Origin of the sequence: Amycolatopsis jiangsuensis, assembly GCF_014204865.1 — a bacterium.
Taxonomy (GTDB): Bacteria; Actinomycetota; Actinomycetes; order Mycobacteriales; family Pseudonocardiaceae; genus Amycolatopsis; species Amycolatopsis jiangsuensis.
On record NZ_JACHMG010000001.1, the window covers coordinates 5859721 to 5877992 of the forward strand.

The 18272-nt window shown below is 69.2% G+C and carries 16 protein-coding genes; 14 read left to right on the forward strand and 2 right to left on the reverse strand.

Translation table 11 applies throughout. The features are described from left to right. The first annotated feature begins 11 nt into the window (after positions 1–11). The 5 genes from boxC to BJY18_RS26590 all read left to right on the forward strand — a co-directional run bounded on the left by boxC (position 12) and on the right by BJY18_RS26590 (position 6147). A complete protein-coding gene (gene boxC / locus BJY18_RS26570) occupies positions 12–1667 on the forward strand; it encodes a 2,3-epoxybenzoyl-CoA dihydrolase (RefSeq protein WP_184782666.1) in 1656 nt (551 codons plus the stop codon). A gap of 4 nt (positions 1668–1671) precedes the next feature. Then, positions 1672–3093, forward strand: coding sequence for a benzoyl-CoA 2,3-epoxidase subunit BoxB (gene boxB, locus BJY18_RS26575; RefSeq protein WP_184782667.1), 1422 nt, complete (start codon positions 1672–1674; stop codon positions 3091–3093). A 9-nt stretch (positions 3094–3102) separates the two neighbouring features. Next, positions 3103–4674, forward strand: a complete 1572-nt coding sequence (locus BJY18_RS26580) for a benzoate-CoA ligase family protein (RefSeq protein WP_184782668.1) — start codon at positions 3103–3105, stop codon at positions 4672–4674. Then, positions 4671–5525, forward strand: coding sequence for an amidohydrolase family protein (locus BJY18_RS26585; protein ID WP_184782669.1), 855 nt, complete (start codon positions 4671–4673; stop codon positions 5523–5525). Before BJY18_RS26580 ends, BJY18_RS26585 begins: the two co-directional genes overlap by 4 nt. A 130-nt stretch (positions 5526–5655) precedes the next feature. Beyond that, positions 5656–6147 (forward strand): RNA polymerase sigma factor, encoded by a 492-nt coding sequence (locus tag BJY18_RS26590; protein WP_184782670.1) that lies wholly within the window; start codon positions 5656–5658, stop codon positions 6145–6147. Positions 6148–6156: 9 nt separating this feature from the next. Here the strand turns inward: BJY18_RS26590 and BJY18_RS26595 are convergent, their stop codons facing one another. Beyond that, the gene (locus BJY18_RS26595; RefSeq protein WP_184782671.1) at positions 6157–6606 is read right to left on the reverse strand and encodes a MarR family winged helix-turn-helix transcriptional regulator; all 450 of its coding nucleotides are present in this window, start codon (positions 6604–6606) and stop codon (positions 6157–6159) included. Between the two features lie 93 nt (positions 6607–6699). Between BJY18_RS26595 and BJY18_RS26600 the strand changes: the two genes are divergently transcribed. Both BJY18_RS26600 and BJY18_RS37040 read left to right on the forward strand, forming a co-directional pair. Continuing rightward, entirely contained in the window at positions 6700–7836 is a 1137-nt protein-coding gene (locus BJY18_RS26600; RefSeq protein ID WP_184782672.1) for a dipeptidase, read from the forward strand. A 48-nt stretch (positions 7837–7884) separates the two neighbouring features. Next, complete coding sequence (locus BJY18_RS37040) at positions 7885–8319, forward strand: lipopolysaccharide assembly protein LapA domain-containing protein (RefSeq protein ID WP_246458979.1); 435 nt, start codon at positions 7885–7887, stop codon at positions 8317–8319. Positions 8320–8550: 231 nt separating this feature from the next. Here BJY18_RS37040 and BJY18_RS26610 read toward each other — a convergent pair whose 3' ends face one another. Further along, positions 8551–9318: a maleylpyruvate isomerase N-terminal domain-containing protein gene (locus tag BJY18_RS26610; RefSeq protein ID WP_184782673.1), complete on the reverse strand. Its 768-nt coding sequence runs from the start codon at positions 9316–9318 to the stop codon at positions 8551–8553. Positions 9319–9404: 86 nt separating this feature from the next. On the opposite strand from BJY18_RS26610, the gene BJY18_RS26615 reads away from it, so the two are divergent. From BJY18_RS26615 to thpD, 7 genes are all read left to right on the forward strand, one after another. Then, a complete protein-coding gene (locus tag BJY18_RS26615; protein ID WP_312873967.1) occupies positions 9405–10196 on the forward strand; it encodes an Abi-alpha family protein in 792 nt (263 codons plus the stop codon). A gap of 5 nt (positions 10197–10201) precedes the next feature. Then, positions 10202–11455: a DUF445 domain-containing protein gene (locus BJY18_RS26620; RefSeq protein ID WP_184782675.1), complete on the forward strand. Its 1254-nt coding sequence runs from the start codon at positions 10202–10204 to the stop codon at positions 11453–11455. 82 nt (positions 11456–11537) lie between these two features. Continuing rightward, positions 11538–14513, forward strand: a complete 2976-nt coding sequence (locus tag BJY18_RS26625) for a patatin-like protein (RefSeq protein WP_184782676.1) — start codon at positions 11538–11540, stop codon at positions 14511–14513. 213 nt (positions 14514–14726) lie between these two features. After that, positions 14727–15251, forward strand: a complete 525-nt coding sequence (ectA, locus tag BJY18_RS26630) for a diaminobutyrate acetyltransferase (RefSeq protein WP_184782677.1) — start codon at positions 14727–14729, stop codon at positions 15249–15251. A gap of 18 nt (positions 15252–15269) precedes the next feature. Further along, on the forward strand, positions 15270–16517 hold the full coding sequence (ectB, locus tag BJY18_RS26635; RefSeq protein ID WP_184782678.1) for a diaminobutyrate--2-oxoglutarate transaminase: 1248 nt from the start codon (positions 15270–15272) through the stop codon (positions 16515–16517). Between the two features lie 24 nt (positions 16518–16541). Next, a complete protein-coding gene (locus BJY18_RS26640) occupies positions 16542–16928 on the forward strand; it encodes an ectoine synthase (RefSeq protein ID WP_184782679.1) in 387 nt (128 codons plus the stop codon). A gap of 77 nt (positions 16929–17005) precedes the next feature. Next, positions 17006–17908: an ectoine hydroxylase gene (gene thpD / locus BJY18_RS26645; RefSeq protein WP_184782680.1), complete on the forward strand. Its 903-nt coding sequence runs from the start codon at positions 17006–17008 to the stop codon at positions 17906–17908. Positions 17909–18272 lie beyond the last annotated feature (364 nt).

Below are 18272 nucleotides of genomic sequence, written 5' to 3' on the forward strand. Positions count from 1 at the left end.
CAATCGGTGGAGTGACCACCACCACACCTGTCACGTTCGAGCGGCATCCGGACAGCTACCGGCACTGGCGGCTGGCGGTGGAGGGCGAGGTCGCCTGGCTCGAGATGGACGTCGACGCCGACGGCGGGCTCGTACCCGGGTACGAGCTGAAGCTCAACTCCTACGACCTCGGCGTCGACATCGAGTTCTACGACGCGACGCAGCGGTTGCGCTTCGAACACCCCCAGGTGCGCGCGGTCATCGTGACCAGTGCGAAGGACAAGGTCTTCTGCGCCGGGGCGAACATCCGGATGCTGGCGGGCTCGCCGCACGAGTGGAAGGTCAACTTCTGCAAGTTCACCAACGAGACCCGCAACGGGATGGAGGACGCCACCGAGTTCTCCGGCCAGCGGTATCTCGCCGCGGTGAACGGCAGCTGCGCCGGCGGTGGTTACGAGATCGCGCTGGCCTGCGAGAAGATCCTGCTGGTGGACGACAACTCGTCCACCGTCGCGTTGCCCGAGGTGCCGCTGCTCGGCGTGCTGCCCGGCACCGGCGGGCTGACCCGGCTGGTGGACAAGCGCCGCGTCCGTCGCGACCTCGCCGACGTGTTCGCCACCCGGCCGGACGGGATCAAGGGCCGCACGGCGGTCGACTGGCGGCTGGTGGACGAGCTGGTGCCCCGCGTCGGGTTTCGCGAGAAGGTGCTGGCGCGAGCCCGGGAACTCGCCACCGAATCCGGCAGGTTGCCCGCGGAGCGGGGCGTGCCGCTGCCTCCGCTGCATCCTGACGTGAGCGAGGAGGGGATCGTCTACCGGCACGTCCGCGTCGCTTACGACCGTCCGAACGCGCTGGCCACGATCACCGTACTGGGGCCCGAAGGTGAGCCGGGCGATCTGCACGACGAAGGCGCGGACGGCTGGCTGCTCCGGCTCACGCGTGAGCTGGACGACGTGATCCTGCGGCTGCGCACGAACGAACCCGGGCTCGGGACCTGGGTGCTGCACACGGTGGGTGATCCGGCGAAGGTGCTGGCCCACGAGCAGGCTGTGCTCGGCGCGAAGGACTGGCTGGCCAACGAAATCCTGCACTACTACAAGCGCACGCTGAAGCGGCTCGACGTCACCAGTCGTACGTTGATCGCGCTCGTCGAGCCGGGCAGCTGCTTCGCCGGCGCGCTGCTGGAACTCGCACTGGCGGCCGACCGTCAGTACATTTTGGACGGACCACCGATCGACGACGAGGATTCGCCGGAGCGGGCGTCGATCGTGGTGTCCGAAGCGAACTTCGGCGTGTTTCCGATGGGCAACGGGCTGTCCCGGCTGCAGTCGCGCTTCTACGGCGACGACGACCACCTGGCGGCGCTGGCGCGGGAGAGCGGTCACGAGCTGTCCGCGGCGAAGGCCGTCGAGCTGGGCCTGGTCACCGACGCACCGGACGACCTCGACTGGGAGGACGAGATCCGGATCGCGTTGGAGGGGCGCGCTTCGCTGTCACCGGACGCGTTGACCGGAATGGAGGCGAACCACCGGTTCGTCGGGCCGGAAACCGTCGAGACGAAGATCTTCGGCCGGCTGACCGCGTGGCAGAACTGGATCTTCACCCGGCCGAACGCCTCCGGACCGGACGGCGCGCTGCGGCGGTACGGCACCGGGCAGAAAGCGGTCTTCGACAGGAAGCGGGTCTGAACCCATGCCGGAAAAGATCGATTACGACGCCAAGATCCCGAACAACGTGCACCTCGCCGACGACCGGCGGCTGCAGCGTGCACTGGAGGGCTGGCAGCCGAAGTTCATGAACTGGTGGGGCGAGATGGGTCCGACGCTGGAGACCGAGGGCGTGTACCTGCGCACCGCGGTCAGCGTCGGCAGGGACGGCTGGGCGCACTTCGACCACGTGAACGTGCCGGACTACCGGTGGGGCATCTTTCTCGCCGAACGGGAGGCGGACCGGCGGATCGGCTTCGGTGAGCACCAGGGCGAGCCGGTGTGGCAGCAGGTGCCCGGCGAGTACCGGGCGGATCTGCAGCGGCTGATCGTGATCCAGGGCGACACCGAACCGGCGTCGGTGGAACAGCAGCGGCTGCTCGGGGTGACCGCGCCCAGCCTGTACGACCTGCGCAATCTCTTCCAGGTCAACGTGGAGGAGGGCCGGCACCTGTGGGCGATGGTGTACCTGCTGCACGCCTACTTCGGCCGGGAGGGCCGCGACGAGGCCGAAGGTCTGCTGCTGCGCAACTCCGGCAGTCCGGACGCACCGCGCATCCTGGGTGCGTTCAACGAGGAGACCGCCGACTGGCTGGCGTTCTACATGTTCACCTACTTCACCGACCGGGACGGGAAGTACCAGCTCGGCACGTTGAAGGAAAGCTCGTTCGACCCGCTGTCGCGCACCTGCGAGTTCATGCTGAAGGAGGAGGCGCACCACATGATGGTGGGCACCACCGGCGTGGACCGGGTGGTGCTGCGCAGTGCCGAGCTGATCCGCGAGCACGACACCTACGAGATCGCCGCGCACGGCGGTATCCCGCTGGAGGTGATCCAGCGTTACCTGAACTTCCACTACACGGTGTCGCTGGACCTGTTCGGCAGTGAGACCTCCACGAACGCGGCCAACTACTACACCGCCGGGCTCAAGGGCCGCTGGCAGGAGACTCGCCGCAAGGACGACCACAAACTCACCGACGACGCCCGCACGCTGGACCGGCCGTGCGACGACGGCACCTGGACCTCCGACGAACTGCAGGCGATCCTGCTGCTGAACCTCGACCTGCGTGCCGAGTACACCGCGGACTGCCAGACCGGGGTCAACCGCTGGAACAAGATCCTCTCCGACGCCGGCATCGACTTCTGGTTCCGGTTGCCGCACCCTGGTTTCAACCGCGAGGTCGGCATAAACTCCGGCCACCACGTGACCCCGGACGGCACGGTCGTGGACGAGGCCACGTGGGAGGCTGCCCGGCACCACTGGCTGCCGACGGCCGAGGACCTGGCGTTCGTCCGTTCGCTCATGCACCCGGTGTACGAGCGGGGGAAGATCGCCGGATGGGTCGCACCACCGCGCCACGGCATCAACGGCAAGCCGTTCGACTACGAGTACGTGTACCTCACGTGAGGGGCGGCCATGACGGTTCCGGAGAGCTTCAACGCCGCGGAGTTCCTGCTCTCGCAGGGCCGGCCGGAAGCGCCCGCGGTGGTGTCGCCGCGGCGGACGCTGAGCTACGCCGAGCTCGCCATCGAGGCGCACCGGGTCGCCGCGGGCCTGCTGGAGCTGGGTGTCCGCCGCGAGGAACGCGTGATGTTCTGCATGGTCGACGACGTCGAGCTGCTGAGCGGGATTCTCGGTGCGATGCTCGCCGGTGCCGTCGCGGTGCCGGTGTCCACGATGGTCACCGGGCTCGAGCTGGGGCAGGTGCTCGCCGACTCGCGGGCCCGGGTGCTGTGCGTCTCCGGCGAGTTCACCGCGCAGGCGGTGGACGCGCTCACGGCCGCGCCCGAGGTTGCCGACGTGGTGCTGGACCGCGCGGACCCGGCGCAGTTCTCCTCGCGGGCGCGTGTGCACCAGTGGCCGGAGCTGACCACAGTGGACGATATGGATTTCGAACCGGTGGGTACCTGGGAGGATTCACCGGCCTTGTGGCTCTACACCTCTGGCACCACCGGCAAGCCCAAGGCAGCGATGCATCGCCACGCGTCCATCCGCGCGGTGTGTGAAACGTACGCACGAGAAGTCCTGCGAACCGTTCCCCAGGACCGTTTCCTGTCCGTGCCGAAGCTGTTCTTCGCCTACGGGCTGGGGAACTCGGCGTTCTTCCCGCTGGCCGCCGGTGCCACCACGCTGCTGGAGCCGGCCCGTCCGACACCCGGGTCGTTCGCCGCGCGGGCACGGGCGGACCGGCCGACGTTGTTCTTCGGGGTGCCCACGTTCTTCGCGGCGCTGCTGGCCAGTGACGTACCGGACGACTCGTTTTCCTCGGTGCGGTACGCGGTTTCCGCCGGCGAACCGTTGCCGGCGTCGCTGTTCACGCGGTTCCGTTCGCGGTTCGGGGTGGAGATCCTGGACGGGATCGGGTCGACCGAGGCCTTGCACATCTTCCTCTCGAACCGTCCGGGCGCGATCCGGCCGGGCAGCACCGGGGTGGCGGTGCCTGGCTACCGCGTGCAGATCCGGGACGAGCGGGGAACCGTCGTCGAGGAGCCGGGGACGCCGGGTGAGCTGTACGTGTCCGGCCCGTCGACCGCTGTCGGGTACTGGGCCCGGTACGAGACCACGAAACAGGTGTTCCAGGGAGAGTGGCTGCGCACGGGGGACAGCTACCTGCGCAACGAGGACGGCAGCTACACTTGCCTCGGCAGGTTCGGAGACATGCTGAAGGCGGGCGGGATCTGGGTCTCACCGTCCGAAGTGGAGGAACGATTGCGGCAGCATCCCGGGGTGGCCGAGGTCGCGGTGGTGGCCGCGCCGGATGCGGACGGGCTGGACAAACCCGTCGCGTGTGTGGTCGCCGCACCGTCGGCCACTGTGGACGCCGACGAACTGATCGAGTTCTGTCGTTCCGGCCTGGCCTCGTTCAAGCGGCCGCGCGGAGTGGTCGAGCTGGCGGAGCTGCCGAAGACCGCCACCGGGAAGATCCGTCGCAACGTGCTCCGCGAGCTGGTGCGGGAATCGTTGCTCGTACCGCTGCCGCAGTCATGATCGACGGTCAGTTCGTGGTCGATGCCCACGTGCACACGCCGCGGTTGCCGACGCTCAAGCAGGCGTGGCTGGACTGGGCGCGTGACTTCGCGCGGGACTACCCGTGGCGCACGGTGTACGACGAGGCCGGTGCGGTGGTTCCGTCCGCGATGGACGACTTGATGGAGCGCGAAGGTGTCGACCGGGTGCTGTTGTTCTGCGAGTACAGCCCGCGCGCGACCGGTATCCAGTCCATTGAGGACAACCTGCCGCTGGTCGAGTACAACCCGGAGCGGTTTCGGTTGGTGGCCAACGTGAATCCGCACCTGCACCATCCGCTGCGCGAGGAGGTGCAACGGCAGTTGTCGCTGGGTGCGGTGGCGTTGAAGCTCCATCCGGTGCACGGCGCGTTCTCCCCGGCGGACAAGGAGCTGTACCCGGTCTACGAGCTTTGTGCCGAGCGTGGCGTCCCGGTGGTCCTCCATTCCGGACTGTCGGTTTTTCCCGGCTCTCGCGCCAGTTTCGGGGATCCGCAGCTGCTCTCCGATGTGGTCGAGGACTTCCCGACGGTGAACTTCGTCTTCGCGCACGGCGGTCGCGGCTGGTGGTACGACGTGGCGGCGTTCATGGCGCAGTCGAGGCCCAACGTGTGGCTGGACCTGGCGGGACTGCCGCCGAAGAAGCTGCCGGAGTACTACGCCCGGTTCGACCTCGTGCGGCTGGCGCGGAAGTGGATTTTCGGCACGGACTGGCCGGGTGTCCCCGGTACCGCGGTGAACGTGCGCGCGGTGGCGGATCTGGGCCTGCCGGAGGAAGTCCTGCGCGGTGTCCTGTCCGGCAACGCGCTGCGGTTGATGCCCGGTCTGGCCTGAGCCGCGATGTCTTCGCTGGATACCGGCTGCCGAAGATGATCACCTGATCCGGCGTTGTGCCTGGTCCGGTGGATCCGGCGCGGGTCCCGGAGTCGTCAGTGTTTCCAACTGCTGACGAAGGGACGCCGGGATGGTGCGGGACGACGAGGTGCGCCGGATATCCCCGAGGGTCGTCCGGACCGTGGCTGCCGACCCGGGACTCCGCGGTGACGCGGAGGACGCCTGCCAGGCCGCGTGGCTGTCCTTCCTGACCCGTCCGGGCGCTGTGCGTGAACGAGACCGCCTGGGTTCTTGGCTGACCACCGTCGCCCGCCGGCACGCGATCCGGGCGGTCGGGCGTCGGGCCCGAGCCTTCCGGCTGGCCGAACCGGAAGCACCGGTCGACTCACCCGAAACGGCTCTACTGGCCGACGAACGGGCCGCCGCCCTGTGGCGCGCGATCGCCGAACTTCCGGAACGTCACCGCAGGTTGCTGCTGCTGATGGCCCACCACCCGCAGTTGCGGCACCACGAACTGGCCGTCGAGCTGGGAATTTCGCCGAAAAGCGTGGACACGACCCGCCGGCGCTGCCTGGACGCGCTCCGCCGGAAGCTGGAGTCCCAGGGATTCGGCTATCCGTGACCGGGGCTTTCAGCCGTTGGCCGACCGCAGGGTGCGCATGGCGTTGGCCAGGATTTCCGCCTCGTCGCCCAGCGGGGTCAGGACGATGCGGCGCAGGATGTCCGCACAGGCTGCCCGTGCCTTGGTGGCCACGTCCAGGCCGTGCGGGGTCAGCGCGGCGAAGGTGACGCGGCGATCGTCCGGGCTCGGGACCCGGTGCAGGAGATCCGCGGCCACCAGGCGGTCGGCCACCTTGGTGAAACCGCCGCTGGAAAGGGCCGCTTCGGTGGCCAGCCGGGTCATCGGCATGCGGTGTTCCGGTGAGCGGACCAGGCGCATCAGGATGTCGAAGGATGCGGGCGCCAGGTCGAAGCGGCCGGCGATCTCGCCCATCAGCTTGTCCTGGGTGGCCAGGTAGCCCTCGATCACCAGGCCCCACCAGGTCACGATCTCGTCGTCGGTGTGGGAGTCGAGGGTCATCGGGAGAGCCTACCGTACAACTCTCTCCGGAATACATCTTGCGAGAGAGAAGATGGGATCCCGTTGCGGGGAAAGGCTCGCTAGGGTCGGGGGATGACTTCCGGGGACCTGACGCGCGCGACGAACCTGCTCGACTCCGTCATACTGGCCGACGGCCACAACGACCTGCCATGGGAGCTGCGTGAGCAGGCCGGGCCGAACCCGGTCGACGCCGCGGCCGGACTCGACCTGACCGTGCGGCAGCCGGGCCTGCACACCGACTTTCCCAAGCTGGCGGAGGGAAAGCTCGGCCTCCAGTTCTGGTCGGTCTACGTGCCGTGCCAGTTCGAGGGCGACAGCGCGGTGACCGCGGTACTGGAGCAGGTCGAGGTGGTGCACCAGCTCGCGCAGCGCTATCCGGACCGGCTGCGGCTGGTGGACACCGCCGACGAGGCCGAAGCTGCCTTCGCCGACGGACGGATCGCGTCGCTGCTCGGGGCCGAGGGCGGGCACTGCATTGCCGAATCACTGGGTGTGCTGCGGATCCTGCGGCGGCTCGGCGTGCGTTACCTGACGCTGACGCACAACCTCAACACCACGTGGGCCGATTCGGGTACCGACGAGCCTGCGCACGGCGGGCTCACCGACTTCGGCCGCGAGGTCGTGCGCGAGATGAACCGGATCGGCATGCTCGTCGACCTTTCGCACGTCGCGGCCAGCACCATGCGTGCCGCGCTGGAGGTCACCAGCGCGCCGGTGATCTTCAGCCACTCCTCGTGCCGCGCGGTGAACGACCACCCGCGCAACATCCCCGACGATGTGCTCGCGCAGCTGCCCGGCAACGGCGGCGTCGCGATGGTGACCTTCGTGCCCGCGTTCATCTCCGCGGCGGTCACCGCATGGGACGACCGGCTGCGGAACGCGATGGCCGAAGCCGGGCAGGACTTCCGCGACCTCGGCCAGCGGACGCGGTTCACCGAGACCTGGGACGCGCCGCCCAAGCCGAAGGCCACCGTCGAGGACGTCGTGGCGCACGTCGAGCACGCGCGGGAGGTCGCCGGTATCGACCACATCGGTCTCGGCGGCGACTACGACGGTGTCGGGACGCTGCCGGAGGGCTTGGAGGACGTGTCGAAGTACCCGGTGCTGTTCGCCGCGTTGCTGGAGCGCGGCTGGAGCGACGAGGACTGCGCGAAGCTGGCGGGCCGGAACACGCTTCGCGTGCTGCGCGACACCGACCTCACCCGATAGGGGGGCGCCGGACGGGCGAAACGCCCTGCGCAGGCGGACAATGAGGGGATGGCCCATGCGCGAGGCGACGACCCCACCGAAGTCGCGAAATCCGAGATTCCCGAGGCGCCGGGCGCCGAGGTGCCCGGCGCGCTCGATCCGGGCGGGTCCCGGCACGCCGGCGTGGCGCCGGACGAGCCCGGCGGCGTGCCCCCGTCCGCCGGCCCCCGTCCCACCGGCGGGAAACCGGCCAAGATCAACCGCACCCGGGTGAGCGGCACCTGGATCGCGGTGATCGTGGCGATCATCGTGCTGGTGCTGCTGCTGATCTTCATCCTGCAGAACCTGGACACGGCGACCGTGCACTTCCTCGGCGCCTCCGGCAGCATGCCGCTCGCGGTGGCGATGCTCTTCGCCGCCATCGCGGGTGCGGCACTGGTCGCACTGGTCGGCGGGGCCCGGATCCTGCAACTGCGCAAACAGGCCCGCCGCCCGCGCCGCTGACCACCGCCGGGTGACCGGCCGGCGGGACCGGTGGGCCGGTAGGTCGACGAGACGGCGGGTTTGGCGGCGGAACTCGACCTTGTTGCGGCAGTGTCGTTGAACCGCAATGTCGACTTGTCTACATCACCTGTCGACGTTCGGTCCGCGGTGTCCGGTGGCGGACCGCAGGTTCGCAGGTTCCGCAAGTCCGCGACGAGGTCTGGCGTGAGCCTGCGTCAGGGCGTCAGGGCGTCAGGGCTTGGTGGCTTGGTGGTTGTGCAGGGTGCGGATCGCGGCGCAGGCGTCCGCGTCGCCGGTGAGGTGGGGGTGGTCGCCAGTGCCGGTGCAGAAGCGCCAGAACGTGTCCGCGTCCGTGGTCATCGTGGCCAGCGGGGAGCGGGACGTCGGCGCGGCGGGGGTGATCGTCCAGCCTTCGCCGGTCGAACGGGCGGTCCAGCGGCTGGCGCCGGTGACGGTGCAGGCCACCTGGCGGCCGATTCGTGCGGGGATCGTGCGCAGCGCGTGCGGCAGCGCTCGCAGGAACGTGTCCACCACCGGGGTGCGCAGCTCCGGTTCGTCCAGCGGCGGTGCGTCCACCGCCTCACGGATCTGCTGCTGACGCACCCAGAACCACGCGTAATCGCGGGCCAGCACCAGCCAGCCGGGCACCTCGTCGAGCGGTTCGTCCAGGTCGCGGTGTTTCCACAGGTCCGTGAGCTGCGTGGTGCTGTCCACGAGCATCGCGAACAGGACCTCCGGCGACAGCTGTCGTGCCGCGGGCAGCCACACCGCGCCGAAGCCGGCCGGACCGGCGGTGGGGTGCTCGTCGCGGTCGCGCGAGAGCCGGGCGAGCTTCTCGCCCAGGACGTGCGCGACCAGTTCGTGCACGGTCGATCCGGCGGCGGCCGGGGTCGCCCAGTCGTCCCGGCCGAGGCCGGACAGCAGCGCGACCAGCGCCTGTTCCTCCCGGGCGAGCAGCGGCAGCACGTCGATCGGCGGTCCCCATGGCGGCGCGGTCATGCCGGCCATCCAACACCGCGGCCATTCCGGCGCGGTTCGGACTACCCGCAGGTAGCATCAGCGCGGACAGCGAGGGGAGCACGCCCGTGGACTACCAGCGAGCGAACGGCCGGGCCACCGCCGACGACGTGGCCAACCTGGCGCGCCGGGCCGGACAGCTGGCCGGCTGGGCGACGCGCACCGGCCTCGGGCTGACGAAGAAACTTCCCGGCATCGACACCGCCGAGCGCGGCCTGCGCCAGGTCGAGCGCGGGCTGCTGAGCGAGCTGCGGCGGCGCCTCGACGAGGTCGACGACCCGTACCACGCGGCGCTCACCGCAGCCTCGTCGATGAACCGGCCCGGCCCGAACGGCCGCGACGTACCGGCCGCCGTGATGCTGGTGCCCGCGCGGGACCGCGTGGAACCGCTGCGCGCGGCGATGGCCGAGCTGCTCAACCACTCCATCGGCTTCGGCCGCGACCGGGCCCGCGAGTATCTCTACGCGATCATCCTCCGCCAGCTCACCCCGGACGAGGCACGCATCCTCGCCGCCCTGTCCGACGGGTCGCCGTTCCCCGCGATCGACGTCGCCGAGCGCACCGCCGTCGGCGGCGCCGGCCGGATCGTGCTGCGCAACGCCTCCACCGTCGGCAAGGCGGCCGGCGTGTCCCTGCCCGACCAGGTGCCCGGCTACGTGACCCGGCTGATCGGGCTCGGTCTCGTCGAACTCGACGAGGAAGTGCCCGCGCTGGAGACCCAGTACGAGATCCTGCTGACCGACGAGACCGTGCGGGCGGCCGAGGACAGCCTCAAGCGCACCAAGGTGATCCGGCGGACCATCCACGTCTCGCGGCTCGGTGCGCAGTTCTGGCGGGCCTGCGACCCGAGCCTGGACTGAGGCCGATGGGCGGCTTCGGCGCGTTCCTGCACGGTGTGCTCGACGACTTCGCCCGGCACTGGCCGCTCTACGTTTCGATCCCGGTGGTCGCCGCGCTGATCGGCTACGGCACGAAGCTGGTCGCCATCCGGATGATGTTCGCGCCGGTCGAGTTCATCGGGATCAAACCGTTCCTCGGCTGGCAGGGCATCGTGCCCAAACGGGCCGCGCGGATGGCCAGCATCGCCTGCGACACGATGACCGAGCAGCTGATCAAACCGGCCGAGGTGATCGACCGCCTCGACGCGGGACGGATCGCCAAGGAAATCGAGAAGCCGATGCTCGCCGCGGTCGAGGACATCGTGCGGGAGGTCGCCGGGCACTACCAGGCCGGATGGTGGGAATCGCTGCCGGAACCGGTGCAGCGGCTGGTGATCCAGCGCGTGCAGTCCGAGGCACCGCGCATGATCAAGGCCGTACTGGAACTGATTCAGTCCGATGTGGACAGTGTGTTCGACCTCAAGGGCATGGTCGTCACCAGTCTGGTCAAGGACAAGCGCCTGCTCAACCGGATCTTCCAGGAGGCGGGCGACCAGGAGTTCACCTTCATCGCGCGCTCCGGGCTGGTGTTCGGCGGGCTGATCGGCGTGATCCAGATGGTGGCCTGGGTGCTGTTCAAGTTCCCGCCGATCATGCCGGTGTTCGGCCTGTTCACCGGCTGGTTCACCGACTGGCTGGCGCTGCGGATGATCTTCTATCCGCTGGAGGAGAAGAAGTACTTCGGCGTGCGGTGGCAGGGCCTGTTCCTCAAACGCCGTGCGGAGGTCGCCGAGGCCTACGGCGAGCTGATCGCCAGGGAGATCATCACCCCGCACAACGTGATCGAGGCGGTGCTGCGCGGTCCGCTGTCCGACCGGGTGCTGGCGCTGATCCAGCGGCAGCTGGACATCGAGCTGGGCCGGGCGGCGAACGTGGCCAAGCCGCTGCTGGTGTTCGCCATCGGCAGCCGCCGCTACCAGGACGTGAAGCTGGCCATCTCCGAGCAGATCATGGCAAGGTTGCCGGAGACCATGCGCTACCTCGAGGACTACGCCACCGACGCGATGGACATCCGGAACGTGCTGGTGAGCAAGATGAAGCAGCTTTCGCCGCAGGAGTTCGAACAGCTGCTGCGCCCGGCGTTCCAGCAGGACGAGTGGATCCTCATCGCGACCGGTGCGGTGCTCGGCTTCGCGGTCGGCGAGGCACAGGTACTGCTGCTGGAGCACCTCGCCGCCTGAAACTCTTGTGGGCGGGCTGCTGGAGCACCTCGCCGCCTGAAACTCTTGTGGGCGGGCTGCTGGGGCCGGGAGACTGACCCCCATGGGTGAGTCGGGGGAGCCGTGGCCGCAGGAGATCCGGATCGCGATGACCATGGTCGGGGGCGCCAGCCTCGCCGTGTGGATGGGGGGAATCGCCACCGAAACCTCGGCGTTGCTGACCGCGTCCCGCACCAAGGGCGATCGCAGCGGTTACCGGAAGGTGCTCGATCTGCTGCACGCCACCGTGCGCCTCGACGTGCTCACCGGCACGAGCGCGGGCGGGATCAACGCGGCGTGTCTCGGGCTGGCCGAGGCGTACCGCTCCTCTCCCGCCGTGCTGCGGGACACCTGGCTGAGTGTCGGCTCGCTGGAGAACCTGATCCGCGACCCCGGCGAGGCGCAGCCGCGTTCGCTGTTCGACGGCGACCGCGTGTTGCTCGGCGAACTGGAGCGCTCGCTGCACGACATCACCGGCGCGGGCGTCGTGCCGGACGAACCGCCGGACGTCACGGTGCTGCTGACCGGGACCATGATCGACGGCGAGACCACCCGGTACGACGACTCGCTCGGCAATCTGGTGCGGGACACCGAACATCGGATGCTGTACCGGTTCGACGGTCCACTGTGGAACAACCAGGTGCACGGCCCGCTCGCGCTCGCCGCGCGGTCCAGCGCCTCGTTCCCCGGCGCGTTCGAGCTGTCGCGCACGCCGATCGGCGCCGAGGCGGCCGACCGGATGCACCCGGACATGACCGGCTACACCGATCTGATGCGTTCGCACTGGATCACCGACGGCGGGGTGCTGGTCAACAAACCGCTCGGGCCGGCGCTGGAGGAGATCTTCGAACGGCCCTCGTCCGCGGACGTCCGGCGGTTGCTGCTCTACGTGGTGCCGACGGTCGACGGCGACGCGGTCCCGGTGGCCTGTGATCCGGCGAATCCGCCGCTGCTCGGTTCGGCGCTGGCGAAGGTGGTCTCCACCGTGCTCAGCCAGACCATCAGCACCGAACTCGACGAGTTGACCAGGCACAACGAATCCGTGGTCCGGGCGCGCGACACCCGGGTGGCGCTGGCGTCGTTCGGCGTGCGCAGCGGGCAGCTGGTGGACGAGCGGGTGCTGCGTGCCTACCGCGACCGCCGGGTGGCCAGGGACGCGGCCGACCTGGTCCGGGCCGCGGGCCGCCGCTATTCACTGTCGGAAAAGGACGGTGGGTGGGCGTCCGGCCGGTCCGCGCGGCTGTTCGACGTCGCCGCCGACGGGTTGCGCCACGACCTGCCCGACACGATGCCCGGGGACGCCAGCCCGGTCACGGAGATGGCGCGCTACCGCACCATGGCGCTGGACGATTCGGTGGCCACCGGCCTGCAGCTGGTCAACGCCGGGTTCCGGCTGTTCCCGGACGTCGGGCAGGCCGAGCAGCTCAACGCCGCCCGGGCGCAGCTGCACGCGGCGCGCAAGGCAGCCGCCCGCGGCGTGCGGTTGCCGGCCTGGGTCGCCCGCCACGAGCCGCCCGCGCCGGGCACCAGCCTGCCGGACTGGATCGGGCAGCTCGCGCGGGAATGGGCCGGGCTCGGCGTTTCCGACGACGTCCGCGCCGCCTGGCCGAAGCTCGTCGCCGCGTTGCGATCCGCCGCGCCGGTGCTGCGTGCGCTCGCCGCGAAAGAGGATCGGCCCGAGGATCCCGCGGACACCGTGACCACGCTGCTGGACTGGTTCGAACTCGACGACCACACCCCCGGCGACGAGGTACTGCAGTCGCGGCTGCTCCTGCTGCACGTGGCAACCCGCGGGCTGGTCACCGAAACGCCGTCGGTGGACCAGCGGGTCGATCTGGTCCAGGTCAGTGCGAACACGCGTACGCTGCTCGACCTGTCGCGGGCGCGGTGCGAGGACAAGCTCACCGGTGTCCAGGCGAGCAACTTCGGCGCGTTCTACAAGTCGTCGTGGCGGGCCAGTGACTGGATGTGGGGCCGGGTCGACGGCGCGGGCTGGCTGATGCAGTGCCTGCTGGATCCCGGCAGGCTGCGGATGCTGCGGGACGTCGTGGGTCGCGAGGAGTTCCGCGAGCAGGTCCGTGCCACGTTCACCGAGATCGGCTGGCAGCCGCCGGGCCCCGGCGACAACCCCGCTGCGGGCGATCTGCCCGGCCTGCGCACGCAGTTGGACGAGGAGCTGGCCTTCCTGGGCCTGGACGGCGAGCTGGCTCCGGTGGACTTCGGTGCCGAGCTGCCCTCGAGCCTTCCGGTGACCGCGATGGTGCTCGCCCGCACCCGGCAGGCGCAGATCGCCTGCGAGGAACTGCCGACGGTGGCTGAGCAGGCCGGCGAGGACGCGAAAGAAGGAAACGGAAAAGCGTCCGAGGGTTTCCGGAAATTGATTGCCGCACGGCCGCTGGAAAAGGACGCCGAAACGTCCGGAGAAAACGCCCAGCGTGCTTTTCAGGCATGCCGGGTGTCGGCGGAACGATTCGAGGACGAACTGGGCTCGGTCCTGCTCACCAAGACGCTGGTGAAAGCCGGGGCGGCCGGGCTGACCGCGGCCGCCACCGCGACCCGGGTGCCGAAGTCACTGCAGCCGGCGGCGAAGTTCGCGCAGGCGTGCGGGCGCAGCGCCTGGTGGGTGACCCAGGGCGCGACCAGGCTCGGCCGGCCGTGGAACCTGCTGGTCGCCGTGATCACCGTGGTCGCCGGCCTGGTGCTCAGCGGGGAGGGCGGCGCGGTCCTGCAGTGGGTCGGGCTGCCGGTCGCCGCGGGGGCGCTCGTGTTCCTCGTGGTGAGCCTGCTGACGCTGCGACGCAGGTGGCGGATGCTGCTCACGGTGCTGGCGGTACTGGTGGTGGCCGCGTTGCTGTTCGCGGCCTTCCTGCCGCCGCTGGCGCAGCCGCTGTTCGGGTGGCTGGGCTCGGTGGTCGAGGGCTGGCGCCGGGGCCAGGCCCCGCTGTGGTGGCTGGTCGTGGTGCTGCTGCTGGTGCTGCCCGCGGCGTGGACCCCGCTGGCCGCGCTCGGACGACGCATCCGCCCTGGTCGTCGCCGGTGAAGTTGCGCCGGGGCCGGAGAGGTCGCATGGTCGGGAGGGAGACGGCCGCACGCCCCGGGTGAGCGGCCCAGGCGCACGTCGTGCCCCGGGTACCGGTGGCTGAAACATGTTTGTGGTACTCCTCACCGGGGTAACCGCGTCCGCGCAGGTGAGGGCGGTGGACGTGGCGTGGATCGCTGGCGGCGGGAAAATTCTCTGTTACGTTTCCTTGGTATGTCCGGAAAGCACTTGATCGAATCCCCGACCAAGGCCGATGGTGCCGATCTCTGGCGAATCGCGCGCGATTCACAGAAGCTCGATCTCAACTCTCCGTACGCGTACCTGTTGTGGTGCCGGGATTTCGCGGAGACTTCGGTCGTCGCCCGGGTGGACGGGGCAGCGGTGGGATTCGTGATCGCTTACCGGAGGCCGTCCGAGCCCGCTGCCGCGCTCGTCTGGCAGGTCGCGGTCGACGCTTCCCAGCGTGGGAAAGGCCTGGCCGGGAAGTTGCTGGACGGCCTGTACACCCGGCTGGTCGAGAACGGGGTGCGGTACCTGGAAACCACCATCACCCCGGACAACGAGGCGTCCATCCGGCTGTTCACGTCTTTCGCGAAACGCTGGAACACGACACTGGAGTCGAGCCGGCTGCTGGAGTCCGCGGATTTCCCGGACGACGGCGAGGGCGGGCACGAGCCCGAGGATCTGTACCGTATCGGACCGTTGCTGAACAATGGATCCGTCAATTTCGCCGAGTAGGAGCGAAAGAACAACGTCATGAGCATCTTCGAAGAGCTCGAATCGGAAGTCCGCAGCTACAGCCGGGGGTGGCCGGTCGTGTTCGACCGCGCCCAGGGCAGCTGGCTCCACCGCGAGGACGGCAAGCCCTACCTCGACTTCTTCGCCGGCGCCGGCGCGCTCAACTACGGGCACAACAACCCGGTGCTCAAGCAGGCGCTGATCGACTACCTGCAGCGTGACGGCGTGATGCACTCGCTGGACATGTTCACCGTCGCGAAGCGGGACTTCCTGGAGGCTTTCCAGGAGCGCATTCTCCGTCCGCGCGAGCTGGACTACAAGATCGTGTTCCCCGGTCCCGGCGGCGCCAACGCGGTCGAGGCCGCGCTGAAGCTGGCCCGCAAGGTGACCGGCAAGGAATCGGTCATCAACTTCACCAACGCCTTCCACGGGATGACGCTGGGCGCGTTGTCGGTCACCGGCAACTCGATGAAGCGCGGCGGCGCCGGTATCCCGCTGGTGCACGCCACGCCGATGCCCTACGACAAGTACTTCGACGGCGCGTTCCCGGACTTCCTCTACTTCGAGAAGCTGCTCGAGGACTCCGGCAGCGGGCTCAACGAACCGGCCGCGGTGATCGTCGAGGGCGTCCAGGGCGAGGGCGGCATCAACGCCGCGCGCCTGGAGTGGCTGAAGGGCCTCGACGACCTGTGCAAGCGGCACGGCATCCTGCTCATCCTCGACGACGTGCAGATGGGCTGCGGCCGCACCGGCCCGTTCTTCAGCTTCGAGGACGCGGGCATCAAACCGGACATGATCTGCCTGTCCAAGTCCATCAGCGGATACGGCATCCCGATGGCGCTCACGCTCATCAAGCCGGAGCTGGACGTGTGGGAGCCGGGTGAGCACAACGGCACTTTCCGCGGCATCAGCCCGGCGTTCGTGACCGCCGCCGCGGCGCTGCGCGAGTTCTGGAGCGACGACGAGCTGGAGAAGTCCACGAAAGCCAAGGGCGAGCGCATCGGCGACGCCTTCAAGCAGCTCGTCGAGCGCTACCCCGACGCCAACCTCGTTGCCAAGGGCCGTGGTCTCGCCCGCGGCGTCGAGTTCGCCGACGGCAAGCTCGCCGGCGCGGTGTGCAAGGAAGCCTTCGACCGGGGTCTGCTGATGGAGACCTCAGGTCCCGACGGCGAGGTGATGAAGCTGCTGCCGCCGCTCACCCTCACCGACGACGAACTCGGCAAGGGCCTGTCGATCATCGACGAGTCCGTCGCCGCTGTCCTCTAGTAACAACCCGAAAAGGAGCCGATTTTGCTGGTCCGCACGCTGGATGAAGTCACCGACACCGACGCTGACATCAAGACCCCGAACTGGCGCAGCAAGCGCGTCATCCTCGCCAAGGAGGGCATCGGGTTCTCGGTGCACGAGACCACGCTGTACGCGGGCACGGTGAACGACTTCTGGTACGCCAACCACATCGAGGCCGTCTTCGTCACCTCCGGGGAAGGCGAGGTCGAGAACAAGGCGACCGGCGAGGTGTTCCCGCTCAAGCCGGGCACCATCTACGTGCTCAACGACCACGACAAGCACCAGGTCCGGCCGAAGACCGAGATCAAGTGCGTGTGCGTGTTCAACCCGCCGGTCACCGGCCGGGAGGTGCACGACGAGAACGGCGTGTACCCGCTGATCACCGAATAAACCCCGAGTTCTCCCGAACTCCTCCCACCAGCCGCGAGAAAGAGACGAAACACCAGAAGAGCAGGAGGCGAACAGCTGTGACGCTGATGGACACCCGGGTCGACGACGGCTATCCGACCCGGATCACCGGTACGCCGGAGCGGCTTCCGCGCGTGCACCCCACGGTGTGGGGTTCCGAGGCAGACGGCCCCATCGACGCCGCCACCCTGGCGAACCACGACGCCAAGGGTTACACGGTCACCGAAGGCCTGCTGTCCCCCGGTGAGGTCCAAACGTACTGGCAGGAGCTGGTCCGGCTGTCGTCCGGCGACGGCGTTGCCGACGACGAGCGGGTGATCACCGAGGCTCGCACCGGTGAGGTCCGGTCGATCTTCGATGTGCACGAGACGTCCGAGCTGATCGCCGAACTGGTCCGGGATCCGCGGGTGCTCGACCGGGCCCGGCAGATCCTCGGCTCCGAGGTCTACATCCACCAGAGCCGGGTCAACTACATGCCCGGGTTCAAGGGCTCCGGCTTCTACTGGCATTCGGACTTCGAGACGTGGCACGCCGAGGACGGCATGCCCATACCGCGTGCGGTCAGCTGCTCCATCGCGCTCACCGACAACTACGTGTTCAACGGCGGGCTCATGGTCATGCCGGGTTCGCAGCGCACGTTCGTGCAGTGCGCGGGCGAGACGCCGGAGGACAACTACAAGAGCTCGCTGAAGGACCAGCGGGTGGGCGTACCGCGGGAGGACGACATCACCGCGATGGCGGCCGAGCACGGGATCGACCAGTTCACCGGCGCCGCTGGCTCGGCGCTGTGGTTCGACTCGAACATCATGCACGGCTCGTCGAACAACATCACCCCGTACCCGCGGTCGAACATCTTCCTGGTCTTCAACAGCGTGGAGAACGCGCTGCAGGAGCCGTTCGCGGCCGGTGCGCCGCGGCCGTCGTTCATCGCCGGACGGGACAGCACACCGGTCACCCGGTGACCAGCGCCACGGTGACCCCCCGGTGGGTCGCCGGTAGCGGGGAATGCGCAGCCTGTTACGTTGTCGCCACTCCGCACGGGGCCTGCCGGTCCCACCGTGGAGCGACGTTGTCCACTGCGGTCCGGGTTCTTCGCTCGGGGTGAGCCCACCCGTACCGCCAGGGGACAGCCGGAAATCGGGTGGACCGCGCCCCCTGGCGGCCCGGCCGATGTTCACCGAGCCCGGCCCCGCGCCATCAGATCGGGACTGATGACGCGGAGCCGGGCTCGTCTCGTCCCGCGGGCCGGGATCACCCCCCCGGGGAGCGGTTTCTGCCGGTGCTTCTCCGGCGGTAAGTTGACCACTCTGGCTGGGGATGAGCCCG